The organism is Microbacterium sp. MYb54 (assembly GCF_002979515.1).
GTDB lineage: Bacteria > Actinomycetota > Actinomycetes > Actinomycetales > Microbacteriaceae > Microbacterium.
Genome location: NZ_PCPA01000035.1, coordinates 1 through 14,705 on the forward strand (window position 1 = coordinate 1; position 14,705 = coordinate 14,705).

Genomic DNA, 14,705 nt, shown 5'->3' on the forward strand with positions numbered 1-14,705 from the left:
GGGTACAACCGCGATTCGGCTCCCCGACGCGAGGGCGGCGGGTACAACCGTGATGGTGCCGCTCCGCGCCGTGAAGGCGGCGGGTACAACCGCGACGGTGCTGCCCCGCGCCGTGAAGGCGGCGGGTACAACCGCGACGGTGCTGCCCCGCGCCGTGAGGGCGGCGGGTACAACCGCGATTCGGCTCCCCGACGCGAGGGCGGCGGGTACAACCGTGATGGTGCCGCTCCGCGCCGTGAAGGTGGCGGGTACAACCGCGATGGTGCTGCCCCGCGCCGTGAGGGCGGCGGGTACAACCGCGATTCGGCTCCCCGCCGCGAAGGTGGCGGCTACAACCGCGATGGTGCTGCTCCCCGCCGTGAAGGTGGTGGGTACAACCGTGACTCTGCTCCCCGCCGTGAAGGTGGTGGTGGCTACAACCGTGATGGTGCTGCTCCCCGCCGCGAAGGTGGTGGCTACAACCGTGACTCTGCCCCGCGCCGTGAAGGTGGTGGGTACAACCGCGACTCTGCTCCCCGCCGCGAGGGCGGTGGCTATAACCGCGACGGTGCTGCGCCGCGCCGTGAAGGTGGCGGCTACAACCGCGACGGTGCTGCGCCGCGCCGTGAAGGTGGCGACCGTGGACAGGCTCGTTCTTACCCGCAGCGCGGGGGAGCGGGCAGGGAACGGCCGGCCCAGGCAGCGAACGAGCGTCCGCGTTTCGACGAACCGCAGATCCCTGATGAGGTCACCGCGCGCGACCTCAACGGTGCGGCTCGCAACGAGCTCAAGACTCTGAGCAAGGAGAACGCCGAACACGTCGCCCGTCATCTCGCGATGGCTTCACGGCTCATTGATGAGGACCCGGCTCTCGCTCACGAGCACGCGCTGGCAGCTTCTCGACGTGCAGGACGCATCGCGATCGTTCGCGAGACCCTGGGCATCACCGCTTATGCGACCGAGGACTTCGCGCTCGCACTGCGCGAGCTGCGTACCTACCGTCGTATCTCGGGCAAGGACGACCAGATCGCACTGATGGTCGACAGTGAACGGGGGATCGGTCGCGCCGATCGGGCTCTCGAGACTGGTCGTGCCATCGATCGGTCTGCGCTCGAGACTCCGGTCCGTGTCGCGTTGGCGATCGCGATGTCGGGCGCCCGGCTCGACCAGGGCGACCTCGAACTCGCACTCGGTGAGCTCGAGATCCCAGAGCTCGACCCTGATCGCGCATTCGAGTGGAGCCCTGCTCTTTTCGCCGCGCGCGCAGCTGTGCTCGAGGACCTCGGACGTACCGAGGAGTCAGAGTTCTGGTCGCACCGTGCCCAGGTCGCGGCCGAAGCTCTCGGCATCGATGAGGGTGGGGACGAAGAGATCTTCATCGAAGACAGCCTGATCGAGGGCGAGTTCCTCGATGAGGAGGCCTCCGAGCTCGCTGACGACGCGGAATCGGAACACGCGGAATCGGACGACGCGGAATCGGACGACGCAGATGTTTCGCGAGCCGAAGCTTCCGAAGCTGCCGAAGACACCCACGCCGACGATGCTTCGGAGGAAGAGCCGGCTTCAGACGAAGATGCTGTCTCAGAAGAAGATGCTGTCTCAGAAGAAGAGCCGGTTGTCGTCGAAGAGCCGACGGTTGAGGACGAGGTGCGCGAGCTCCTGAGTGAAGACGAGACCGACGACGAGACCGACGAAACGACCCCGGAGGCGTAGTGGCGCTGTTCTCTCGGAAGCGCGCCCCGCGTACGCCTCTCGATGGCGTCGACACGATCCTCGCTGATCTCGATGGCGTGGTGTACGCGGGCCCCGGCGCTCTCCCGTTCGCGGTGGAGAGTCTCAATGAGGCGGCGAAGTCGGCGCGGCTCGGATACATCACCAACAATGCGGCGCGCACGGACGCATCGGTCGCGGAGCACTTGAGCAGTCTCGGCCTCAGGGTCGAGGCCTCGGACGTCGTCACCAGCCCGCAGGCGGCGATGCGTCTGATGGCGCGGATCGTGCCGGCGCCGGCGACCATTCTGGTGATCGGCGGCGACGGGCTCGTCGACGAGGTGCAGAAAGCCGGATACACGGTGACGCGCAGCGCCGAGGATTCGCCGAGTGCGGTTGTGCAGGGCTTCGCCCCGGAGGTGGCCTGGACGGATCTGGCCGAAGCGGCTTTCGCTCTCAAGCTTCCCGAGGAAGACGGCGGCATCCCGTGGATCGCCACGAACACCGACTGGACGATTCCTCGCGAGCGCGGTGTCGCCCCCGGGAACGGCACGCTGGTCTCGGCGGTGCACACTGCCATCGGGCGACTGGCGACTGTCGCGGGGAAGCCGGAGGCGCCGATCTTCGAAGAGGCGCTCGTCCGGTTCGGTGCTCAGAAGGCGCTCTTCATCGGAGACCGCCTCGACACCGACATCATGGGTGCGAGCCGGGTCGGGATCGAGTCGGTACTGGTCCTCACGGGCATCGACCGGCCCAAGCACGTACTGGCAGCACCCGAAGGCTCGCGTCCCACGTATATTCTCGGCGACCTGCGCGAACTGCATCTTCCGTACCCAGAGGTCACGGAACAGGACGGCGTGTTCCACGTCAACGGCGCCGCCGTTCGGGTCTCGGGAGCGGATGTCGAGATCGTGGCGGAGACCGGCGAGCAGATCGACCTGCTGCGCGCGGGCGCCGCGGCCATCTGGGCGTCTGGAACTCCGGTGTTCGTGCTGCGGGTCCCCGAACGCCTCTACGACGATCCCTTCCACAGGCCCTGAGCATCTCGCGTGGCTCCGTCCTGCGTCGGAGGGGCCGCGTACAGTAGAACCGTGAGCGAAGAGACGACGAGCGCGCCGACTGACGGCCTGTGGAGCCGACTGCGCCTGATCGAAGGGCAGCCGCTTCCCGCGCGAGCCGACGCCTACTCGGCCCTTCACGACGAGCTCTCCCGGCGCCTTGAAAGCGGCTCGAAGCTCGAGCAGCGGGAGACCTCGGGATCCCGATGACGCGACTCGACGCTGCCCTCGCCGCTCGAGGACTCGCCCGTTCTCGTACCCACGCGGCCACGCTCATCTCCGAGGGACTCGTGAGCGTCGACGGACGCCCGGTCGTGAAGGCGTCCACCGCCGTCAACGATGCGGCGGAGATCACCATCGCCGGTTCCGACCACTACGTCGGGCGCGCCGCCCACAAGCTCATCGCGGGGCTCGACGGCTTCGGCATCCCGGTCGACGGGCTGCTCGCGTTGGACATGGGTGCGTCGACGGGCGGCTTCACCCAGGTGCTCAGGGAGCGCGGCGCACGAAAGGTGCTCGCTGTCGACGTCGGACACGGACAGCTGGCCCCATCCATCGCCGCCGATCCCGGAGTCGTGGCGGTCGAAGGATTCAACGTCCGCTACATGACCCGTGAGAACCTCACGGAGGCGACAGGGGAGGCCGCGGCGCCCGAGCTGGTCGTCGGCGACCTCTCGTTCATCTCCCTCGAACTCGTGCTGCCGGCCGTCGCCGCGGTCTGCGCCGCCGAGTCCGACATCCTGCTGCTCGTGAAGCCGCAGTTCGAGGTCGGACGCACGGCCGTACGCGGGGGACTGGTCACCGACCCGGCCACGCGCGCCGATGCGGTGGCCCGCACTGTGTGGAGCGCGTGGGATGTGGGACTCGGGATGCTCGGCATCCTTCCCTCCCCGATTCTCGGGACCCACGGCAATGCCGAGTATCTGGTGCACCTCGCGCCGGGGCGAGGCAGTAATCCGACAGAATGGCTGGACAGCATCAACCGACTGGCAGGAGGACGATGAACGAGCGCAGCATCCTGGTCGTCGCCCACGCGGGCCGTGTGGAAACCGTCGAGGCCGCTCGTCGGGTGATCGACGCCCTGCGGGAAGCGGGAGCACGGCCGGTTCTCGCCGCCGACGATCACGAGGCCCTCGTGGCCGTCGATCCGTTCTTCGCAGATGCCGACGTGCTCGGAGTCTCCATCGATCCTGCCGACCTCGAGCTGGCGATCGTGTTGGGCGGAGACGGGACGATCCTGCGTGCCGCAGAACTCGTGCGTGACAGCGGTGCTCCTGTGCTCGGCATCAACATGGGCCATGTCGGATTCCTCGCCGAGATCGATCGCGACGACATGGACAAAGCGGTACGCCGCGTGATCGACCGTGACTACGAGGTCGAGGAGCGGTTGGCACTCTCCGTCCGGGTCAAGGATTCCGAAGGAGACGTCGTCTACGAGACCTGGGCGCTCAACGAAGCCACGGTCGAGAAGGCCAGCCGTGAGCGGATGATCGAGGTGGTGCTCGAGATCGACGGGCGTCCGCTGTCGAGCTTCGGCTGTGACGGCATGGTCATCTCCACTCCCACCGGCTCGACCGCGTACAACTTCTCCGCCGGGGGTCCGGTCATCTGGCCGAGTGTCGAGGCGATCGCCGTCGTGCCGCTGTCGGCCCACGCGCTGTTCGCCAAGCCGCTCGTGGTGAGTCCCGACGCCTCCGTGGCGATCGAGATGCTCGAGCGCACCGACGGCTCCGGCATCCTGTGGTGCGACGGGCGTCGCTCGCACGACCTGCCTCCGGGCGCCCGCGTGGTGGTCCGGCGGTCTTCGCGTCCCGTGCGCCTCGCCCGCCTGCACCCCACCGCCTTCACCGACCGACTCGTGCGCAAGTTCCAGCTGCCGGTCGAAGGTTGGCGCGGCCAGGCGCAGGGGGCGCCATCGTGATCGAGGAGATGCGGATGCAGGGGCTCGGCGTCATCGCCGACGCCGTGCTGCCGCTGGGCCCGGGGTTCACCGCGATCACCGGCGAGACGGGTGCCGGCAAGACGATGGTCGTCACCGGACTCGGGCTCCTGCTGGGTCAGCGTGCCGATTCCGGTGCGGTCCGTGCCGGCGCTGCCCAGGCCTCGGTGGCAGGGGTGTGGGTCGTCCCCGAAGGCGGGAGCGTCGCAGAGATCGTCGCGGATGCCGGCGGTGAGCTGGAGCCGGTCGGCGCAGGCCGCGCGGAGCTCTACGTCTCGCGCACGCTGAGCGCAGAGGGCCGCAGCCGAGCCAGCGTCGGAGGCCGCGCGGCACCGGCGGGAGTGCTCTCCTCTCTCGCGGAAGAACTCGTCGTCGTGCACGGCCAGTCCGAGCAGCTTCGCCTTCGCTCTGCCGCCGCCCAGCGTGATGCACTCGATCGCTTCGGCGGCACCCCGATCGTGGACGCCGTCGAGAAGTATGCCGGAGCGTTCGCCCGTTGGCGCGCCCTCGCCACCGAGATCTCAGAGATCACCGAGAACCGTGACCGTCGCGCCGAAGAGGCGGCCCGACTCAGGGAGGCTCTTGCACTGATCGAGGCGACGGCTCCGGAACAGGGAGAGGACCAGGAACTCACCGCGCGTGCCGAGCGTCTCGCGAACGCCGAAGAGCTGCGGCTCTCGGCATCCCTCGCTCATGGTGCGCTCTCCAGCGAGGAGGGAGAGCCCGACGCCTCGGCACTCGTGGCGGAGGCGCGTCGTGTGCTCGAGCGTGCTTCCGACGCCAAGCTCACCGAGATCGGCGAGAATCTCGCCGACATCGGATACCGGATCGCCGATACCGCGGGACTGCTTTCGGCCTACCTCGCCGACCTCGACGAAACGGGTCCCCACGAGCTCGCCGCGGTCGAGGAGCGCCGAGCGGCTCTGGGCACCCTGATCCGCGCACACGGTTCTCTCGACGAGGCTCTGGCCCTCTGGCAGACAGGATCCGCCAGACTGGCCGAACTCGACGACGACGGCGATCGCATCGAGCGACTGCTCGCGGAGCGAGATGCGGCGCGGGCTGAGCTCGATGCGCATGCGACCGCGCTGACCGCAGCGCGCACAGATGCCGCCGCACGCCTCGGTGAGGCCGTGACCGAAGAACTGCACGCGCTCGCGATGCCGGATGCGCGCCTCGAGGTCGCGGTCTCCGAAGGTGCCGAGAGCACGCATGGCCGTGATGATGTCGCGATCCTGCTCGCCCCGCATCCTGGAGCCGAGCCGCGCTCGGTCTCGAAGGGCGCCTCGGGGGGCGAGTTGTCTCGGGTCATGCTGGCGATCGAGGTCGTCATCGCCGCGACAGACCCTGTTCCGACGTTCGTCTTCGACGAGGTCGACGCGGGCATCGGCGGCGCAGCGGCCATCGAAGTCGGTCGGCGACTCGCCCGACTCGCAGAGAAGTCGCAGGTCATCGCGGTCACGCATCTCGCGCAGGTCGCGGCCTTCGCGAACAATCATCTGTCCGTCGTGAAAGCCAATGATGGCGCGGTGACAGCCTCGAGTGTGCGGCGTCTGGAGGGCGGAGATCGTGAAGCCGAGATGGCCCGTCTGCTCTCTGGACTCGCCGATTCGGATGCTGCTCTGACCCATGCCCGTGAACTTCTCAGCCTCCGCGTCCCCACCGCCTGATAGGATCGAAGCCCGTGATGAACTCTTCTTCTGCGGGACCCAAGAACGACACGACCAAGCACATCTTCGTGACTGGTGGTGTCGTTTCGTCTTTGGGTAAGGGACTGACAGCTGCCAGCCTCGGCAACCTCCTCACGGCCCGCGGTCTGCGCGTCGTGATGCAGAAGCTCGACCCGTATCTGAACGTCGATCCCGGCACGATGAACCCGTTCCAGCACGGCGAGGTCTTCGTCACCGACGACGGCGCGGAGACCGACCTCGACATCGGCCACTACGAGCGCTTCCTCGACATCAACCTGTCCGAGGCGGCCAACGTCACCACGGGCCAGATCTACTCGCAGGTGATCGCGCGCGAGCGCCGCGGTGAGTACCTCGGCGACACCGTGCAGGTCATCCCGCACATCACCGACGAGATCAAGCGCCGCATGCGCCTGCAGGCCTCCGAAGAGCCGCGCCCCGATGTGATCATCACCGAGGTCGGTGGCACGGTCGGTGACATCGAGTCGCAGCCGTTCCTCGAGTCCGCGCGCCAGCTGCGTCACGAGCTCGGGCGCGACAGCGTGTTCTTCGTACACGTCTCACTCGTGCCGTTCATGGGCGCATCGGGGGAGCAGAAGACCAAGCCGACGCAGCACTCCGTCGCGGCGCTCCGTCAGGTGGGTATCCAGCCGGACGCCCTGGTCCTCCGCAGCGACCGTCCGGTCAGCGTGAGCAACCGCAACAAGATCGCCCTGATGTGCGACGTCGATGTCGAAGGCGTCATCAACACGGTCGACCTGCCCAGCATCTACGACATCCCCTCGACGCTGAACGATCAGGGACTCGACTCGTACATCGTGCGCCGCCTCGGTCTCGACCAGAAGGCCGCGGCCGACGTCGACTGGACGCGCTGGAGCAAGGTGCTGCACGCGGTCCACAACCCGAAGCACGAAGTCACGATCGGTCTCGTCGGCAAGTACATCGACCTGCCCGACGCCTACCTCTCGGTGACCGAGGCGCTCAAGGCCGGCGGCTTCGCGCAGGAGACCAAGGTCAACATCCGCTGGATTCCTTCCGACCTCTGCGAGACGCCGGAAGGCGCCCAGGAGCAGCTGGCCGAGCTCGACGGGATCTGCGTGCCCGGTGGATTCGGCATCCGCGGCATCGAAGGCAAGCTCGGGGCCCTGAAGTTCGCTCGCGAGCAGGGCATCCCGACGCTCGGACTGTGCCTGGGCCTGCAGTGCATGGTCATCGAGTACGCACGTGATGTGGCTGGCATCGTCGGTGCCTCCTCCAGCGAGTTCGACCCGGAGACCCCAGAGCCGGTCATCGCGACGATGGCTGAGCAGGTCGATATCCTCGACGGCGGCGACCTGGGCGGCACCATGCGCCTCGGGCTGTACCAGGCTGCCCTCGCTGAGGGATCGCTCGCCCGTGAGCTGTACGGTGCCCCGGAGGCCGCCGAGCGCCACCGCCACCGCTACGAGGTCAACAACGCCTACCGTGACCGCCTCACGGACGCCGGACTCGTCTTCTCGGGCCTCAACCCCGAGCTCGACCTGGTCGAGTACGTCGAGCTGCCTCGTGACGTGCACCCGTACTACATCGCGACCCAGGCTCACCCCGAGCTGCGCTCGCGCCCGACCGCCCCGCACCCGCTCTTCCGCGGGCTCGTCGGCGCCGCGATCGAACGTCACCGCGCGAGTGAGCTGTTCGACGTCAGCGCCGATGACTGATCTGACGGAAGATCTCCGCGACGAGCCCTTCGAACCGGAGGTCCTCCAGAGCGACCTCGTCTACGAGGGCAGCGTCTGGGACGTGCGCTCCGACCGCGTGCGCTACTGCGACGGCGAGATCGTCCGGCAGTACGTCGACCACACCGGCGCGGTGGCGATCGTCGCGCTCGACGACGCGGGGCGCCTGCTGCTCATCCAGCAGTACCGGCATCCGATCCGGCACCGTGACTGGGAGCTGCCCGCCGGCCTGCTCGATGTGGAGGGCGAGGAACCGCTCGAAGCCGCACGTCGTGAACTCGCCGAAGAAGCAGACCTGGTCGCCGCTCACTGGGAGCCGCTGATCTCCTCGTGGACGACTCCCGGCGGGAACGACGAGATCATCCATGTGTTCCTCGCCACCGGGATCGCGACGGCGAGTGCCGCCCACGACCGCGAAGACGAGGAAGCCGACATCCGCGTCGAGTGGGTACCGCTGGCAGATGTTGTCACCGCGGTGCTCGACGGCCGGATGCGCAATGGCATCCTCGCGATCGGAGTCTTGGCGGCGTCGCAGAGGCTGCGCGATCGGGGCTGAGGATGCTGCTCGAGCGCGCCCTCGACGCTTACCTGCGTCACGTCACGGTCGAGCGCGGGCTGAGCGCCCACACGATCGCGGCGTATCGGCGTGATCTCGGGGGATACCGGGACTGGCTGGTCGCACAGGGGATCACCGACACCGCCGAAGTGACCCCCGCGGTGATCGATCGTTTCATCGCGGAGAGAGCATCGGCCGAGCCGCCCCCCGCATCCACGAGCCTCGCGAGACTGCAGTCCTCCGTGCGGGGATGGCATCGGTTCCTCGCGCGCGAGGGCATCGAGACCGATGACCCGAGTGGCAGGCTCCGTCCGCCGAAGGCGCCACAGCGTCTCCCGAAAGCTCTGACCATTGATCAGGTCGAGCGCCTGCTCGCCGCCCCCTCTGCGGAAGAACCGCTCGGCATCCGCGACCGTGCGCTGCTCGAGCTGCTGTACGCCACCGGCGCCCGCGTGTCCGAGGCGATCGACCTCGACGTCGACGACCTCGCGCACGGCGAGGTGCTCCGGCTCCGCGGCAAAGGGTCGAAGGAGCGCATCGTGCCGGTCGGCTCCTACGCGCGAACTGCCGTCGACGCCTACCTGACGCGGGTCCGGCCGGGGCTCGCGGCGAAAGGACGAGCGTCGGCTCGGCTGTTCCTCGGGGCGCGAGGGGCCCCGCTCTCCCGACAGAGTGCCTGGCTCGTCATCCGCGAGGCCGCAGAGCGCGCCCAGATCACGGTCGCGGTCTCGCCGCACACGCTGCGGCATTCGTTCGCCACGCACCTCCTGCAGGGCGGCGCGGATGTCCGCGTGGTGCAGGAGCTGCTCGGGCACTCCTCGGTCGCGACGACGCAGATCTACACGCACGTCTCGGTCGATGCGCTTCGCGACATCTACGCGACCTCGCATCCACGCGCACGCTGAGGCCTCCGAGCCCGGAGCGACCCTCTGCCGCGTGCCGAGGCGGCTGAGCAACGGCCCGGCCGGTACAATCGACCAAGCATGAAGGAGCAGGAGAACGGGTGGCTGAGAAAGTGGCGAAGTCCAGGGCGAAGGCGCAGAAGGCCGACGAGACCCCCATGGGACCCACCGGCCGCCCCTATCACGGGTTCCCGACCCCCGAACCGTTGAAGTCCCACGGTCCTGCGCGCATCATCGCGCTGTGCAACCAGAAGGGTGGCGTCGGCAAGACGACGACCTCGATCAACCTGGCCGCCGCACTCGCGGAGTACGGTCGCAAGGTGCTCGCTGTCGACTTCGATCCGCAGGGTGCACTGTCTGCCGGTCTCGGGATCCCGACACACGATGTGCCGACGATCTACGACCTGCTTCTCGACACCAAGCGCGACGCCCACGACGCCATCGTCCCTTCCGGGGTCGAGGGTCTCGACGTCATGCCCGCCAACATCGACCTCTCCGCTGCCGAGGTTCACCTCGTGAACGAGGTCGCGAGGGAGACCATCCTCGCCAGAGTCCTCCGCCAGGTGGCGGGGGAGTACGACGTGATCCTCATCGACTGCCAGCCTTCGCTCGGCATCCTGACGGTCAACGCGTTGACTGCGGCTCACGGCGTGATCATCCCGCTCGAGTGCGAGTTCTTCGCGCTGCGTGGCGTGGCGCTGCTGATCGAGACCATCGACAAGGTCCGCGACCGCTTGAACCCCTCGATCACGATGGACGGCCTGCTGGCGACGATGTACGACCCGCGCACGCTGCACTCGCGCGAAGTCCTCGAACGCGTGGTCGAAGCCTTCGGAGACGACGTGCTGGAAACTGTGATCGGACGCACCGTGAAGTTCCCGGATGCCTCGGTCTCGGGTGTGCCCATCACCGAGTTCGCCCCCGAGCACGCAGCCGCTCAGGCGTACCTGCGGCTGGCGCGGGAGCTGGTCGCCCGTGGCGCCGTCGCCTAGCGAAGGACCTGTCGACGCGTCGCTCGAGGAGAGCGTGGGCGATGCGGCGCCCGTGGACAATGCCGGCTTCCAGGTTTCGCTGTCGAACTTCGACGGCCCGTTCGACCTGCTGCTGAACCTCATCTCGAAGCACGAGATGGACATCACCGAGGTCTCGTTGAGTGCGGTGACGAACGAGTTCATCGCGTACCTGCGTGAACTCGACGATGACGAGGAGCTCGACCAGGCATCCGAGTTCCTGGTGGTCGCGGCGACTCTGCTCGACATGAAGGTCGCCGGACTCCTGCCTCAGGGCGAGCTGGTGGATGCCGAGGCCGTCGCGCTGCTCGAAGCGCGTGACCTGCTGTTCGCCCGGCTGCTGCAGTATCGGGCCTTCAAAGAGGTGTCGACGTGGTTCGCCCGCTGCCTGCAGCGCGAAGATCGCCGACATGTGCGCGCCGTCCGTCTCGAGGAGAAGCACCGACGTCAGACGCCGGAGCTCGTGTGGTCGCTGAGCGCCGACGACTTCGCGGCACTCGCGCTGCTGGCGTTCGCTCCGAAGGAGATCCCGCACGTCGGGCTCGACCACCTGCACGCGCCGCTGATCAGCATCCGCGAGCAGGCAGCGATCGTCGTGACGCTGCTGCGCCGGACCGAGTCGGTGAGCTTCCGCGAACTCGTCGCCGGGGTGACCGAGCCTGGCATCGTCGTCGCCCGATTCATCTCGGTGCTGGAGCTGTACCGGCACGCAGCGCTGTCGTTCGAACAACTGGAACCGCTCGGCGAGCTCACGCTCCGCTGGGCAGCCGACTCCTGGTCGGATGAGACACTGGCGACCCTGGGAGCCGACTATGACCGATGATCTTACAGAGAGCGCCATGGACGAGGCCAACTTGGACGAGGCGACTTCGGACGGAGCCGCCAACGCTGAGACCACCGCAGACGCGATGACGGAGCTCCCGCTCGCTGAGCGGATCGAGGCGATCCTCTTCATCGTGGATGAGCCGATCGGCCTCATCGCGCTGGCCGCCGCTGTCGATTCGCCTGTGCCTGCCGTGCGTCAGACCCTCGAGGCTCTGGTCGAGGACTACGACGGTCGTGGAAAGGGGCCGCGTCGCGGTTTCGAACTGCGAGAGGTCGGCGGCGGGTGGCGGCTGTACGTCCGTGAAGATCTCGATGCGGTGGTCGCGGCGTTCGTCGGCGGACAGGCCCCTGCACGCCTGTCGCAGGCGGCGCTCGAGACACTGGCGGTCATCGCCTACAAGCAGCCGGTGACTCGCAGCCAGGTCGCCTCGATCCGTGCGGTGAACGTCGACTCCGTCGTCCGAACCCTCCTCGCCCGCGGTCTGATCACCGAGCTTTTCGCGGACTCCGAGACCGGCGCGATCAACTACGGCACGACTGACGCGCTTCTGCAACACCTGGGCATCAACTCGCTCGACGAGCTGCCCCCGATCTCCCCTCTGCTCGATGACGGTGCAGACGGTTTCGACGAAGGGACCATCCGATGACCGGCTTCGACGCCTCGACAGATTCCGAGGCAGCTCCCGAGGGCGTGCGCCTCCAGAAGGTGCTCGCCGCCGCCGGGGTGGCTTCACGTCGCGTGGTGGAGCAGTACATCACCGAGGGGCGCATCCGCGTCAACGGCATCGTGGTGTCAGAGCTCGGCAGGCGGATCGATCCGGAGAACGACCTCGTCGACGTCGACGGCGCCGCCGTGCAGCTCGATGTCTCGAAGCGCTATGTGATGCTGAACAAGCCCACCGGTGTCGTCAGCAGCATGAAGGACGAGAGCGGTCGCCCCGACCTCCGTCGTTTCACCGCCGACTACGAAGAGCGCCTCTACAACGTCGGACGCCTCGACGCCGAGACCAGCGGACTGCTCATCCTGACCAACGACGGTGAGCTCGCCCACGTGCTCGCACACCCGTCGTTCGGCGTGACCAAGGTGTACATCGCCAAGGTCGAGGGGACCGTACTGCCCCAGACGATCTCGAAGCTCACCAAGGGCATCGAGCTGGAAGACGGCCTGATCGTCGCTGACAAAGCAAGGCTGCTCGACACGTCTCGCGGCACGAGCCTGGTCGAGCTGACCCTGCACTCAGGGCGCAACCGCATCGTGCGTCGGATGCTCGCCGCGGTCGGTCATCCCGTCACCGAACTGGTCCGTCGACAGTTCGGCCCGCTCCACCTGGGAACCCTCCCGGCGGGGAAGACCCGGGAACTGAGTAAAATCGAACTCGGCGCACTTTTGACCCTGTCGCGCCAGGATTCCGCTGTCGCCGAGGCGCCAGGCGAGCAGGAGAGAGAATGACCGATACGACGAGTGCGCCCACGGGGCGGAGAGCGGGCTTCGTCGCGCCACGCCTCTCCGGTACCGTGCGCATCGTCGGCGCGGGTCTGCTCGGCGCGAGCATCGGGCACGCGCTCAGGGCGAAGGGCATCGATGTCGTCCTGACCGATGCCTCGCCCGCTCAGCTGCGTCTCGCGGTCGATTACGGCGCAGGCCGGATCGCAACTGACGACGATGCTCCGTCGTTGATCGTGGTGGCTGTTCCGCCTGATGTCACGGCCGACGTCATCCAGGCCGAACTCGAACGATTCCCCGCGGCCGTCGTCACCGATGTCGCGAGTGTCAAGCTCGAGCCGTTCCGAGCGCTCCAGGAGCGCGGCGTCGACCTGACCCGTTACATCGGATCCCACCCGCTCGCCGGCCGTGAGCGCGGCGGTGCGATCTCGGCTCGTGCAGACCTCTTCATCGGCCGGCCATGGGTCGTGTGCCGCGACGAGGACACCAAGGCCAGCGATCTCGCCCTCGTCGAAGCACTCGCCCTCGACGTGGGTGCGACGCCGCTCGAGATGACGCCGCAGGAGCACGACCGCTCGGTCGCGCTCACCTCGCACGTACCCCAGGTGGTGGCGAGCCTGTTGGCCGGTCGCCTGGCGGAAGCCGAGGAGGGTGCGCTCCGCCTCGCCGGCCAAGGAGTCCGCGACACGACACGAATCGCGGCATCCGCGCCTGAACTCTGGGTGCAGATCCTCGGGGCGAACGCCGCGCCCGTCGTGGAGATCCTCGACGCGCTCGCAGCCGACCTCGGTGAGATCTCAGACGCGCTGCGTGAGCCAGGGGCTCCCGGGGCCCGCCGCATCGTCGCCGAGACGATCCGCCAGGGCAACGACGGGGTCGAGCGTCTTCCCGGCAAGCACGGGCAGAACCAGCGCTTCGAGACGCTCGTGGTCATGGTCGACGACACGGCCGGTCAGCTCGGGCGCCTGTTCGGCGAACTCGGAGAGCTCGGCGTCAACGTCGAAGACCTCCGCCTCGAGCACTCGCCAGGTGCGCAGTTCGGGCTCGCCGAGATCAGCGTCGACCCGGCAGCGCTGCACGGCGCGATCACCGGTCTGCAGGAGCGCGGCTGGCGCATCGCAGGGAGCACCAATGACTGACACCTCCACCTCATCCGCCGCGGAGGCGCACGTGACCGACGCCGAGAAGTTCATCGCGATCGACGGACCGGCCGGCTCCGGCAAATCCAGCGTGTCGAAGGCCGTCGCCCGGAAGCTCGGTTTCGGCTACCTCGACACCGGATCCGCCTACCGCGCACTCGCGTGGCATGTGCTCGATCGTGGTGCCGACACCGATGATTCCGAGGCGGTTCGAGCCGCAGCATCCGACTTCCCAGTGCAGCTGGGGCTCGACCCCGACGACCGGACAGTGCTCGTCGGCGATGCCGAGATCACCGAGGCGATCCGCGATCCGCGGGTTTCCGGAGCCGTGAGCGGTGTCGCGCGAGTCCCCGAGGTACGTGCGCAGGTGAACGAGCTGTTCCGTAAGCTCGTCTCCGAGTCGTCGTACCCCGCCGTCGTGGTCGAGGGCCGCGACATCACGACTGTGGTCGCACCGGATGCCCCGGTGCGGATCCTGCTCACCGCGGCCCCCGAAGTACGGGCCGCTCGACGTGCCGGCGAACTCGCCGGCGAGAATGCGGTTGCTGTCGCCGCGGCGTTGCACAAGCGCGATGCCTCCGACAGTGCCGTCGTCGACTTCCTGAACGCCGCAGAAGGCGTCGAGGTCGTCGATTCGACGGAACTCGATTTCCCCCAGACCATCGACGCCGTACTCACGGTGATCGAGCAACACCGAGGAGCACACCGTGGCTGACGAAGAATACGAAGGCGGCCCCGAC

Annotated in this window: 15 protein-coding genes; all 15 read left to right on the forward strand. The window is 67.9% G+C overall.

The window, feature by feature from the left end:
- Positions 1-1,692, forward strand: a 1,692-nt coding sequence (locus tag CQ040_RS21130; RefSeq protein ID WP_258131689.1) for a hypothetical protein, incomplete at its 5' end; no start/stop codon positions are given.
- A complete protein-coding gene (locus CQ040_RS19810) occupies positions 1,692-2,729 on the forward strand; it encodes an HAD-IIA family hydrolase (protein WP_105528604.1) in 1,038 nt (345 codons plus the stop codon). The genes CQ040_RS21130 and CQ040_RS19810, both read left to right, overlap by 1 nt.
- A gap of 51 nt (positions 2,730-2,780) precedes the next feature.
- Positions 2,781-2,957, forward strand: a complete 177-nt coding sequence (locus CQ040_RS20840) for a hypothetical protein (RefSeq protein WP_181157082.1) — start codon at positions 2,781-2,783, stop codon at positions 2,955-2,957.
- Complete coding sequence (locus CQ040_RS19815) at positions 2,954-3,751, forward strand: TlyA family RNA methyltransferase (RefSeq protein WP_105528603.1); 798 nt, start codon at positions 2,954-2,956, stop codon at positions 3,749-3,751. Before CQ040_RS20840 ends, CQ040_RS19815 begins: the two co-directional genes overlap by 4 nt.
- Positions 3,748-4,668 (forward strand): NAD kinase, encoded by a 921-nt coding sequence (locus CQ040_RS19820; protein ID WP_105528602.1) that lies wholly within the window; start codon positions 3,748-3,750, stop codon positions 4,666-4,668. The genes CQ040_RS19815 and CQ040_RS19820 overlap by 4 nt, the downstream gene beginning before the upstream one ends.
- Positions 4,665-6,356 (forward strand): DNA repair protein RecN, encoded by a 1,692-nt coding sequence (gene recN, locus CQ040_RS19825; protein WP_105528601.1) that lies wholly within the window; start codon positions 4,665-4,667, stop codon positions 6,354-6,356. Before CQ040_RS19820 ends, recN begins: the two co-directional genes overlap by 4 nt.
- Positions 6,357-6,373: 17 nt before the next feature.
- The gene (locus CQ040_RS19830) at positions 6,374-8,071 is read left to right on the forward strand and encodes a CTP synthase (protein ID WP_105528600.1); all 1,698 of its coding nucleotides are present in this window, start codon (positions 6,374-6,376) and stop codon (positions 8,069-8,071) included.
- On the forward strand, positions 8,064-8,645 hold the full coding sequence (locus CQ040_RS19835; RefSeq protein ID WP_105528599.1) for an NUDIX hydrolase: 582 nt from the start codon (positions 8,064-8,066) through the stop codon (positions 8,643-8,645). Before CQ040_RS19830 ends, CQ040_RS19835 begins: the two co-directional genes overlap by 8 nt.
- 2 nt (positions 8,646-8,647) lie before the next feature.
- Positions 8,648-9,550, forward strand: a complete 903-nt coding sequence (gene xerD, locus CQ040_RS19840) for a site-specific tyrosine recombinase XerD (protein ID WP_105528598.1) — start codon at positions 8,648-8,650, stop codon at positions 9,548-9,550.
- 155 nt (positions 9,551-9,705) lie between these two features.
- Positions 9,706-10,539, forward strand: coding sequence for a ParA family protein (locus tag CQ040_RS19845; RefSeq protein ID WP_181157087.1), 834 nt, complete (start codon positions 9,706-9,708; stop codon positions 10,537-10,539).
- Complete coding sequence (locus CQ040_RS19850) at positions 10,523-11,380, forward strand: ScpA family protein (RefSeq protein ID WP_105528597.1); 858 nt, start codon at positions 10,523-10,525, stop codon at positions 11,378-11,380. Before CQ040_RS19845 ends, CQ040_RS19850 begins: the two co-directional genes overlap by 17 nt.
- Positions 11,370-12,029 carry an SMC-Scp complex subunit ScpB gene (scpB, locus tag CQ040_RS19855; protein ID WP_374954151.1) on the forward strand — a complete coding sequence of 220 codons (660 nt, stop codon included), beginning with the start codon at positions 11,370-11,372 and terminating at the stop codon, positions 12,027-12,029. Before CQ040_RS19850 ends, scpB begins: the two co-directional genes overlap by 11 nt.
- Positions 12,026-12,832 (forward strand): pseudouridine synthase, encoded by an 807-nt coding sequence (locus CQ040_RS19860; RefSeq protein WP_105528596.1) that lies wholly within the window; start codon positions 12,026-12,028, stop codon positions 12,830-12,832. The genes scpB and CQ040_RS19860 overlap by 4 nt, the downstream gene beginning before the upstream one ends.
- The gene (locus CQ040_RS19865; RefSeq protein ID WP_105528595.1) at positions 12,829-13,965 is read left to right on the forward strand and encodes a prephenate dehydrogenase; all 1,137 of its coding nucleotides are present in this window, start codon (positions 12,829-12,831) and stop codon (positions 13,963-13,965) included. Before CQ040_RS19860 ends, CQ040_RS19865 begins: the two co-directional genes overlap by 4 nt.
- On the forward strand, positions 13,958-14,680 hold the full coding sequence (gene cmk, locus CQ040_RS19870) for a (d)CMP kinase (RefSeq protein WP_105528594.1): 723 nt from the start codon (positions 13,958-13,960) through the stop codon (positions 14,678-14,680). The genes CQ040_RS19865 and cmk overlap by 8 nt, the downstream gene beginning before the upstream one ends.
- The last annotated feature ends 25 nt before the right edge of the window (positions 14,681-14,705 follow it).

What these genes read in the sequence shown, in the direction of transcription:
- CQ040_RS19860 (WP_105528596.1), top strand. Translation starts at nt 12,026, where the DNA reads ATGACCGGCTTCGACGCCTCGACAGATTCCGAGGCAGCTCCCGAGGGC.
- CQ040_RS19815 (WP_105528603.1), top strand. Translation starts at nt 2,954, where the DNA reads ATGACGCGACTCGACGCTGCCCTCGCCGCTCGAGGACTCGCCCGTTCT.
- scpB (WP_374954151.1), top strand. Translation starts at nt 11,370, where the DNA reads ATGACCGATGATCTTACAGAGAGCGCCATGGACGAGGCCAACTTGGAC.
- CQ040_RS19835 (WP_105528599.1), top strand. Translation starts at nt 8,064, where the DNA reads ATGACTGATCTGACGGAAGATCTCCGCGACGAGCCCTTCGAACCGGAG.
- CQ040_RS19845 (WP_181157087.1), top strand. Translation starts at nt 9,706, where the DNA reads ATGGGACCCACCGGCCGCCCCTATCACGGGTTCCCGACCCCCGAACCG.
- cmk (WP_105528594.1), top strand. Translation starts at nt 13,958, where the DNA reads ATGACTGACACCTCCACCTCATCCGCCGCGGAGGCGCACGTGACCGAC.
- CQ040_RS19830 (WP_105528600.1), top strand. Translation starts at nt 6,374, where the DNA reads ATGAACTCTTCTTCTGCGGGACCCAAGAACGACACGACCAAGCACATC.
- CQ040_RS19820 (WP_105528602.1), top strand. Translation starts at nt 3,748, where the DNA reads ATGAACGAGCGCAGCATCCTGGTCGTCGCCCACGCGGGCCGTGTGGAA.
- CQ040_RS19865 (WP_105528595.1), top strand. Translation starts at nt 12,829, where the DNA reads ATGACCGATACGACGAGTGCGCCCACGGGGCGGAGAGCGGGCTTCGTC.
- xerD (WP_105528598.1), top strand. Translation starts at nt 8,648, where the DNA reads ATGCTGCTCGAGCGCGCCCTCGACGCTTACCTGCGTCACGTCACGGTC.